Source organism: Anaeromyxobacter sp. PSR-1 (assembly GCF_000964525.1).
GTDB lineage: Bacteria > Myxococcota > Myxococcia > Myxococcales > Anaeromyxobacteraceae > Anaeromyxobacter.
Map to the genome: position 1 here is coordinate 1 of NZ_BAZG01000209.1, position 7,314 is coordinate 7,314.

Annotated in this window: 10 protein-coding genes; all 10 read left to right on the forward strand. The window is 74.6% G+C overall.

Annotation, left to right across the window (positions count from 1 at the left end):
* Positions 1–42: 42 nt before the first annotated feature.
* Positions 43–486, forward strand: coding sequence for a ribose 5-phosphate isomerase B (rpiB, locus tag PSR1_RS20270; RefSeq protein ID WP_012526840.1), 444 nt, complete (start codon positions 43–45; stop codon positions 484–486).
* Positions 487–560: 74 nt separating this feature from the next.
* Positions 561–1,814, forward strand: a complete 1,254-nt coding sequence (glyA, locus tag PSR1_RS20275) for a serine hydroxymethyltransferase (protein WP_059439209.1) — start codon at positions 561–563, stop codon at positions 1,812–1,814.
* A 66-nt stretch (positions 1,815–1,880) separates the two neighbouring features.
* On the forward strand, positions 1,881–2,351 hold the full coding sequence (gene nrdR / locus PSR1_RS20280; protein WP_059439210.1) for a transcriptional regulator NrdR: 471 nt from the start codon (positions 1,881–1,883) through the stop codon (positions 2,349–2,351).
* Positions 2,348–3,526: a bifunctional diaminohydroxyphosphoribosylaminopyrimidine deaminase/5-amino-6-(5-phosphoribosylamino)uracil reductase RibD gene (gene ribD, locus PSR1_RS20285; RefSeq protein WP_059439211.1), complete on the forward strand. Its 1,179-nt coding sequence runs from the start codon at positions 2,348–2,350 to the stop codon at positions 3,524–3,526. Before nrdR ends, ribD begins: the two co-directional genes overlap by 4 nt.
* Positions 3,527–3,538: 12 nt before the next feature.
* Positions 3,539–4,186 (forward strand): riboflavin synthase, encoded by a 648-nt coding sequence (locus PSR1_RS20290; RefSeq protein WP_059439212.1) that lies wholly within the window; start codon positions 3,539–3,541, stop codon positions 4,184–4,186.
* Positions 4,183–5,508 (forward strand): bifunctional 3,4-dihydroxy-2-butanone-4-phosphate synthase/GTP cyclohydrolase II, encoded by a 1,326-nt coding sequence (locus PSR1_RS20295; protein WP_059439213.1) that lies wholly within the window; start codon positions 4,183–4,185, stop codon positions 5,506–5,508. The genes PSR1_RS20290 and PSR1_RS20295 overlap by 4 nt, the downstream gene beginning before the upstream one ends.
* Entirely contained in the window at positions 5,505–5,993 is a 489-nt protein-coding gene (ribE, locus tag PSR1_RS20300; RefSeq protein WP_059439214.1) for a 6,7-dimethyl-8-ribityllumazine synthase, read from the forward strand. The genes PSR1_RS20295 and ribE overlap by 4 nt, the downstream gene beginning before the upstream one ends.
* A 2-nt stretch (positions 5,994–5,995) precedes the next feature.
* Positions 5,996–6,424, forward strand: a complete 429-nt coding sequence (gene nusB / locus PSR1_RS20305) for a transcription antitermination factor NusB (RefSeq protein WP_011421790.1) — start codon at positions 5,996–5,998, stop codon at positions 6,422–6,424.
* A gap of 10 nt (positions 6,425–6,434) precedes the next feature.
* Positions 6,435–7,013, forward strand: coding sequence for a peptidase M17 (locus tag PSR1_RS20310; protein ID WP_059439215.1), 579 nt, complete (start codon positions 6,435–6,437; stop codon positions 7,011–7,013).
* A 32-nt stretch (positions 7,014–7,045) separates the two neighbouring features.
* The coding region (locus PSR1_RS20315; RefSeq protein ID WP_193388395.1) for an Hpt domain-containing protein at positions 7,046–7,314 on the forward strand (269 nt) is incomplete at its 3' end.

Below are 7,314 nucleotides of genomic sequence, written 5' to 3' on the forward strand. Positions count from 1 at the left end.
GTCCTGTGGAACAATGCGCCCCCTTCGCTAGAGGAGGCGGTGATGGCCGAACGGGTGATCGCGGGCTCCGACCACGCAGGGCTGAACCTGCGGGCCGAGGCGGTGAAGGTGGCGCGGGCGGCCGGGTTCGAGGTCGAGGACCTGGGGCCGTTCTCGAGCGAGAGCGTGGACTACCCGGACTACGCCCGGCAGGTGGCCGAGGCGGTGGCGGCCGGGCGCGCGCGCCTGGGCATCCTGGTGTGCGGGACCGGCATCGGCATGTCCATCTCCGCCAACAAGGTCCACGGCGTCCGGGCCGCCCACTGCGTCACCGAGTTCGACGCGCGGATGGCCCGCGCGCACAACGACGCGAACGTGCTCTGCATCGGCGAACGGGTGCTCGGGCTCGGCGTGGCCGCGGCCGTCGTGAAGGCGTTCCTGGAGACGCCGTTCGAGGGCGGGCGGCACCAGCGGCGCGTGGACAAGATCGGCGCGCTGGAGCGCTGAACCGCCCCGTTGCCTGACCCGGCGGGGCGCGATAGAACCGCCCACCCGCCACCGCTCCCGAGGAGAGAACGAAGATGATGCCCACGCAGCGCCTCGCCGAGGCCGATCCGCAGATCGCGAAGCTCATCCGCGAGGAGACGCGGCGCCAGGCGGAGGGGCTCGAGCTCATCGCCAGCGAGAACTTCGTCTCGCCGGCGGTGCTCGAGGCCCTCGGCTCGACCCTCACCAACAAGTACGCCGAGGGCTACCCGGGCAAGCGCTACTACGGCGGCTGCGAGGTGGTGGACCAGGTCGAGCAGCTCGCCATCGACCGGGCCAAGCAGCTGTTCGGCGCCGATCACGCGAACGTGCAGCCGCACGCCGGCTCGCAGGCCAACATGGCCGCGTACTTCGCGCTGGCGAAGCCGGGCGACACGGTGCTCGCCATGAGCCTGAACTTCGGCGGGCACCTCACCCACGGCTCGCCGGTGAACTTCTCCGGCAAGCTCTTCAAGATCGTCCCGTACGGCCTGCGCCAGTCCGACGAGACCATCGACATGGACGAGGTGGCGCGCCTCGCCCGCGAGCACCGGCCGCGCATCCTGATGGTCGGCGCGAGCGCGTACTCGCGCACGCTGCACTTCGACCGCTTCGCCGAGATCGCGAACGAGGTGGGCGCGGCCATGGTGGTGGACATGGCGCACATCGCCGGCCTGGTCGCGGCCGGGCTGCACCCGTCGCCGGTGCCGCACTCGGAGATCGTCACCACCACCACGCACAAGACGCTGCGCGGGCCGCGCGGGGGCATGATCCTCTGCCGCGAGGCCCACGCGAAGACGCTCAACTCCCAGATCTTCCCCGGCATCCAGGGCGGACCGCTCGAGCACGTCATCGCCGCGAAGGCGGTCGCGTTCGGCGAGGCGCTCCGCCCCGAGTTCAAGGAGTACCAGCGGCGCATCGTGGAGAACGCCCAGGTGCTGGCCGAGGGGCTGAAGTCGGCGGGCCTGCGGCTCGTCTCCGGCGGCACCGACAACCACCTGATGCTGGTGGACCTGCGCCCGAAGAAGCTCACCGGCAAGGTGGCCGAGGAGGCGCTCGGCAAGGCCGGCATCACCGTGAACAAGAACATGATCCCGTGGGATCCGGAGAAGCCCATGACGACCTCCGGGATCCGGGTCGGCACGCCGGCGCTCTCCACCCGCGGCATGGGCGCGCGGGAGATGACGCTGGTGGCCGCGCTCATCGGGCGCGTGCTCGACGCGCCGGCCGACGAGCAGGTGCTGGCGCGGGTGCGCGGCGAGGTGAAGGACCTCTGCGCGCACTTCCCGATGTACGCGGATCGCGTCTGACGGCCGCGCCGCGGGGCGGGGCCGCCCGGGGCCCCGCGCCGGGCGGCGGACCGGGGTGAGTGGACCATGCGCTGTCCCTACTGCGGACACCTCGAGGACCGGGTGGTGGACTCGCGCGAGACGCAGGACGGCCAGGCCACGCGCCGGCGCCGGGCCTGCCTGTCCTGCGAGCGCCGGTTCACGACCTACGAGCGCATCGAGGACGTGCTCCCGCAGGTGGTGAAGAAGGACGGCCGCCGCGAGGCGTTCGACCGCGCCAAGATCGTCGAGGGCGTCGCCACCGCCTGCCAGAAGCGGCCGGTCTCCGCCGAGCAGGTGGAGGCGCTCGTCTCCGCGGTGGAGCGGCAGGTGCAGGAGCTGGGCGAGCGGGAGATCCGCACCACCGTCATCGGCGAGGCGGTGATGCAGCGGCTCCGCACGCTCGACGAGGTGGCCTACGTGCGCTTCGCCTCGGTGTACCGGGCCTTCCGCGACGTGGGCGAGTTCATGACCGAGCTGGCGGGCCTGGCGCGGAAGGACGGGGGGGAGGAGCGGTGACCGCGCGCGCGGCGCCGACCGGGCGGCGGGCGGGCGCCCGTGCGCCCGCGCCCGTCGCCGGCGCGGAGGCGGAGCGCTTCATGCGCCTGGCGCTGCGCGAGGCGTCGCGCGGGGTGGGGCGCACCAGCCCGAACCCGGCGGTGGGCGCGGTGGTGGTCCGCGACGGGCGGGTGGTCGGGCGCGGCCACCACGCGCGCGCCGGCGGGCCGCACGCCGAGGTGGTGGCGCTCCGCGCCGCCGGGGCGCTGGCGCGCGGCGCGGACGTGTACACCACGCTCGAGCCCTGCGACCACTTCGGCAAGACGCCGCCCTGCTCGGTGGCGCTGCTCGAGGCCGGCGTGCGCCGCGTGTTCGTGGGCTCGAGCGACCCGAACCCGCTCGTGAACGGGCGCGGGATGGCCCGGCTGCGCCGGAACGGCGTGGCGGTGGTGAAGGGCGTGCTGCGCGAGGACTGCGACCGCCTCAACGCGCCCTGGTTCACGTTCATCACCGAGGGCAGGCCGTTCGTGACGCTGAAGGCGGCGGTGACGCTCGACGGCCGCATCGCCACCCGCACCGGCGACGCGCGCTGGGTGAGCGGGGAGGCGGCGCGCGCCTGGGTGCACCGGCTCCGCGACCGGGTGGACGCGGTGCTGGTCGGCGCCGGGACGGCCCGCGCCGACGACCCCCGGCTCACCACGCGCCTGCCGCGCGGCGGCCGCGACCCGATCCGCGTGGTGCTGGACAGCGACCTCTCCCTGCCGCGGACGCTGGCGCTGTTCCGCGGCGGCTCCCCGGCGCCCACGCTCGTGGCGCACGCGGCTCCCCCGCCGGCGCGGCCGTACGGGCCGGGCGTGGAGCTGCTGCGCTGCCGCCGCGGGAAGGGCGGCGTGGACCTCCGCGACCTGCTCGCGAAGCTCGCCGCCCGCGGCGTCGCGCACCTGCTGGTGGAGGGCGGCGCGCACGTCCACGCGCGCTTCCTCGAGGCGGGGCTGGTGGACCGGGTGGCCGTCTTCGTCGCCCCCAAGATCGCGGGCGGCGACGGCGTGCCGCTCGTGGCGGGCCGCGGGCCGGCGCGGATGGCCGACGCGCTGCGGCTGGAGCAGGTGGCGTTCGAGCGGGTGGGCGACGACGTGCTCGTGACGGGCGTCCCGGCGCGCCGCACCGCGTTGGCGAAAAACCCGCAACGAGGCTAGGATTCGCGCGAAATGTTCACCGGACTCGTCGCCGACGTCGGCGTGGTGGAGCGGATCGTCCCCCGGCAGGGAGGCGCTCGCCTGACGCTCCGCCCTGCGCGGCTGCCGGTGGACGAGCTGGTGCTGGGCGAGAGCATCGCCTGCTCCGGCGCGTGCCTCACGGTGGTCGAGCGCGGCGGCGGCCTGGTGTCGTTCGACGCGGTCCCCGAGACCCTCTCGCGGACCACCGTCGGCGGCTGGCGGCCGGGCACGAAGGTCAACCTGGAGCGCGCGCTCGCCGTGGGCGAGCGGCTCGGGGGCCACCTGGTGCAGGGCCACGTGGACGCGGTGGGCGAGGTGCTCCGCCGGGTCCCGGAGGGGCAGGGCGCGCGCCTCGCCGTCTCGCTGCCGGCCGCCATCGCGCCGCTCGTGGCGGAGAAGGGCTCCATCGCGGTGGACGGGGTGTCGCTCACCGTGGCGGCGGCCGCCCGGGACCGGTTCGAGCTCGCGCTCATCCCGGAGACCCTGGCCCGCACCACGCTGGGCCAGGCCGCGGCGGGCACGAAGGTGAACCTCGAGGCCGACGTGCTGGCGCGCCACGTGGCGCGCCTGCGGGCGTTCGAGGGCGTCGGCGCGGGAGACCTGGCGCGCTGGGGATACGCAGCTGAGGAGAAGCCGTGACGGAGCACGCGCAGCACGCCGTCGACCGGGTGGAGAAGGCCATCGCCTACCTCCGCGCCGGCAAGATGGTGATCCTGACCGACGACGAGGACCGCGAGAACGAGGGCGACCTGTGCCTCGCCGCGGAGAAGGTCACCCCGGCGGCGGTGAACTTCATGGCCCGCTACGGGCGCGGCCTGGTCTGCCTGTCCCTCACCGAGGAGAAGGTGCGGCAGCTGCGCCTCCCGCTCATGGTGGACGAGACGGCGAACACCTCCGGCTTCGGCACCGCGTTCACCGTGTCGATCGAGGCGCGCCAGGGCGTCAGCACCGGCATCAGCGCCAAGGACCGCGCCCACACCATCCTCACCGCGGTCGCCGACGGCTGCCGCCCCGAGGACCTGGCGCGGCCGGGCCACGTCTTCCCGCTGCGCGCCCGGAAGGGCGGCGTGCTGGTGCGCGCCGGCCAGACCGAGGGCTCGGTGGACCTCGCCCGCCTCGCCGGCCTGAAGCCGGCCGGCGTCATCTGCGAGGTGATGAACGACGACGGCACCATGGCGCGCATGCCCGAGCTGGAGAAGCTCTCCCGGGCGCACGACCTGCCTATCGTCTCGGTCGCCGATCTCATCTCGTACCGGATGATGAAGGACACGCTGGTGCGGCGCGCGGCCGAGGCGCCGCTGCCCACCGAGCACGGCGAGTACCGCGCGGTCGCCTACGAGAACGACGTGGACCGCCACCAGCACGTGGCGCTGGTGAAGGGCAAGTGGCGGTCCAACGAGGCGGTGCTGGTCCGGGTCCACTCGAAGTGCCTCACCGGCGACGTCTTCGGCAGCGAGCGGTGCGACTGCGGCCCGCAGCTCCACGCCGCGCTGGACCAGATCGACCGGGCCGGCAAGGGCGTGCTGCTCTACCTCGACCAGGAGGGCAGGGGCATCGGCCTGGCGAACAAGCTGAAGGCGTACAACCTGCAGGACGAGGGGTACGACACCGCCGAGGCGAACGTGCGCCTCGGCTTCAAGCCGGACCTGCGGGACTACGGCATCGGCGCCCAGATCCTCCGCGACCTGGGCGTGCGCAAGATGCGGCTGCTCACCAACAACCCGAAGAAGATCATCGGCCTCGAGGGCTACGGCCTCGAGGTGGTGGAGCGGGTGCCGATCGAGATGCCGGCGACGCGCCGGAACCGCGCGTACCTCATCACCAAGCGGGACAAGATGGGCCACCTGCTCACGCTGGCGCCGGTCGCGGCGGCGGTGGCGCGCGCGCCGGCGGCCCCGGCGCGGGCCGCCAAGCGGCGGCGCCCGGCCCCCGCGTCCAGGAAGGGAAAGGGAAGGCGATGAACGTCTACGAAGGCTCGCTGGTCGGCACCGGCCTCAAGGCCGCGCTGGTGGTGGCGCGCTTCAACTCGCTCGTCACCGAGCAGCTCCTGGTGGGCGCGGCCGACGCGCTCCGGCGGCACGGCGTCGCCGACGGCGACATCGACGTGTTCCGCTGCCCGGGCACGTTCGAGCTGCCCGCGATCCTGCGCCGGGTGGTGGCCACCGGCCGCTACGACGCGGTGGTCGCGCTCGGCGCGGTGATCCGGGGCGGCACGCCGCACTTCGAGTACGTGTCGGCGGAGGTGACGAAGGGCGTCGCCCACGTCGCCATGGAGGCCGGCTGCGCGGTCGCCATGGGCGTGCTCACCTGCGACAGCATGGAGCAGGCCCTGGAGCGCGCCGGCGTGAAGGCGGGCAACAAGGGCGCCGAGGCCGCGGCCGCGGCCGTGGAGCAGGCCAACGTGCTGCGCGCGATCGCGCGCGCCCCCGCGCGGAAGGCGGAGTGACGGTGACGTCCCGGCGGACCAGGGCCCGCGAGCGCGCGCTGCAGGCGCTCTACCAGATCGACGTGGCGGCCGAGGGCATCGACGACGCGCTCTCCCGCTTCTGGAAGAGCTTCGAGCCGGTCGAGCGCGAGGTGATGGACCTGGCTGAGGGGCTGGTGCGCGGCGTGGCCCAGCACCGGCGCGCGGTGGACGAGGCCATCGAGGCGGTCTCCACCAACTGGCGGCTCGACCGGATGGCCAAGGTGGACCGGAACGTGCTGCGGCTGGCGGTGTTCGAGCTGCTGCGCACCGACGTGCCGGTCAAGGTGGTCATCAACGAGGCCATCGAGCTGGGGAAGAAGTACGGGTCCGAGAGCTCGGGCGCGTTCGTGAACGGCGTCCTCGACAAGGTGGCGAGCGGCCTCCCGCCCGCGCGCCGCGGCGAGCGGTGAGGGGCGAGGCGTGACGCTCAAGATCGAGGTGGCGGAGCTGGGGCTGCAGGCCATCGACGCGCTCGACGTGGACGCGCTGTGCGTCTTCGTCGGGCCGGAGCGGCCGCTCCAGGGGCTGGCCGGCTTCGTGGACTGGCGGATGTGCGGCGCGGTCTCGCGCGTGATCCGCGGCGGGCTGTTCGAGGCCGCGCCCGAGGAGGCGCTGCTCGTCCCGTCCGGCGGCCGCATCCGCCCGGCGCGCGTCTTCTGCTTCGGCCTGCCCGCCGTGCCGCTCGCGCCCGACGCGTTCCTGGGCGCCGCGCGCCGCGCCTGCACCGCCATGGCCCGCGCCGGGAGCGAGGCGTTCGCCTCGTCGTTCCCGCCGTTCGCCGGCGAGCCGGGGCTGGCGGCGCGGCTGTGGCTCGAGGCCAGCACGCTCCGGCCGGTGCGCCGGCAGGTGCTGCTGGGCGAGCCGCGCGCGCTGCAGCGCGACCTGACCGCCGCCCGCAACGCCATGGGGCTCGACGTGGAGGTGGTGGCGCCCCCCTCCCGCGTGGAGATGCCGTCCCGGGGCCGCGCCTTGCCGCACGTCGGCGGCGTGGTACGCTGACCCGGCCGCGGGGGCGCGCCTCCGCGCCGCCCATGCCGGCCGACCGATCCCAGAAGGCGCTCGCCGAGTTCGTCTCCGAGGCCCAGGAGACCATCGACGCGCTCGGCCATGGGCTCATGCGGCTCGAGGCGGGCGGGCACGAGGATCCGGACCCGGACCTCCTGAACGGCGTCTTCCGCGCCGCCCACACGCTGAAGGGCCTGTCCTCCATGTTCGGCGTGGAGCGCCTGACCCGGCTGGCGCACGCGCTCGAGGACCTGCTCGACGAGGTGCGGCTGGGCCGGCGCGGGCTGGATCGCGC

Excerpts from the sequence above, each read along its gene's own strand:
- glyA (WP_059439209.1), top strand. The coding sequence starts at position 561 with ATGATGCCCACGCAGCGCCTCGCCGAGGCCGATCCGCAGATCGCGAAG.
- rpiB (WP_012526840.1), top strand. The coding sequence starts at position 43 with ATGGCCGAACGGGTGATCGCGGGCTCCGACCACGCAGGGCTGAACCTG.
- ribE (WP_059439214.1), top strand. The coding sequence starts at position 5,505 with ATGAACGTCTACGAAGGCTCGCTGGTCGGCACCGGCCTCAAGGCCGCG.
- nrdR (WP_059439210.1), top strand. The coding sequence starts at position 1,881 with ATGCGCTGTCCCTACTGCGGACACCTCGAGGACCGGGTGGTGGACTCG.
- PSR1_RS20290 (WP_059439212.1), top strand. The coding sequence starts at position 3,539 with ATGTTCACCGGACTCGTCGCCGACGTCGGCGTGGTGGAGCGGATCGTC.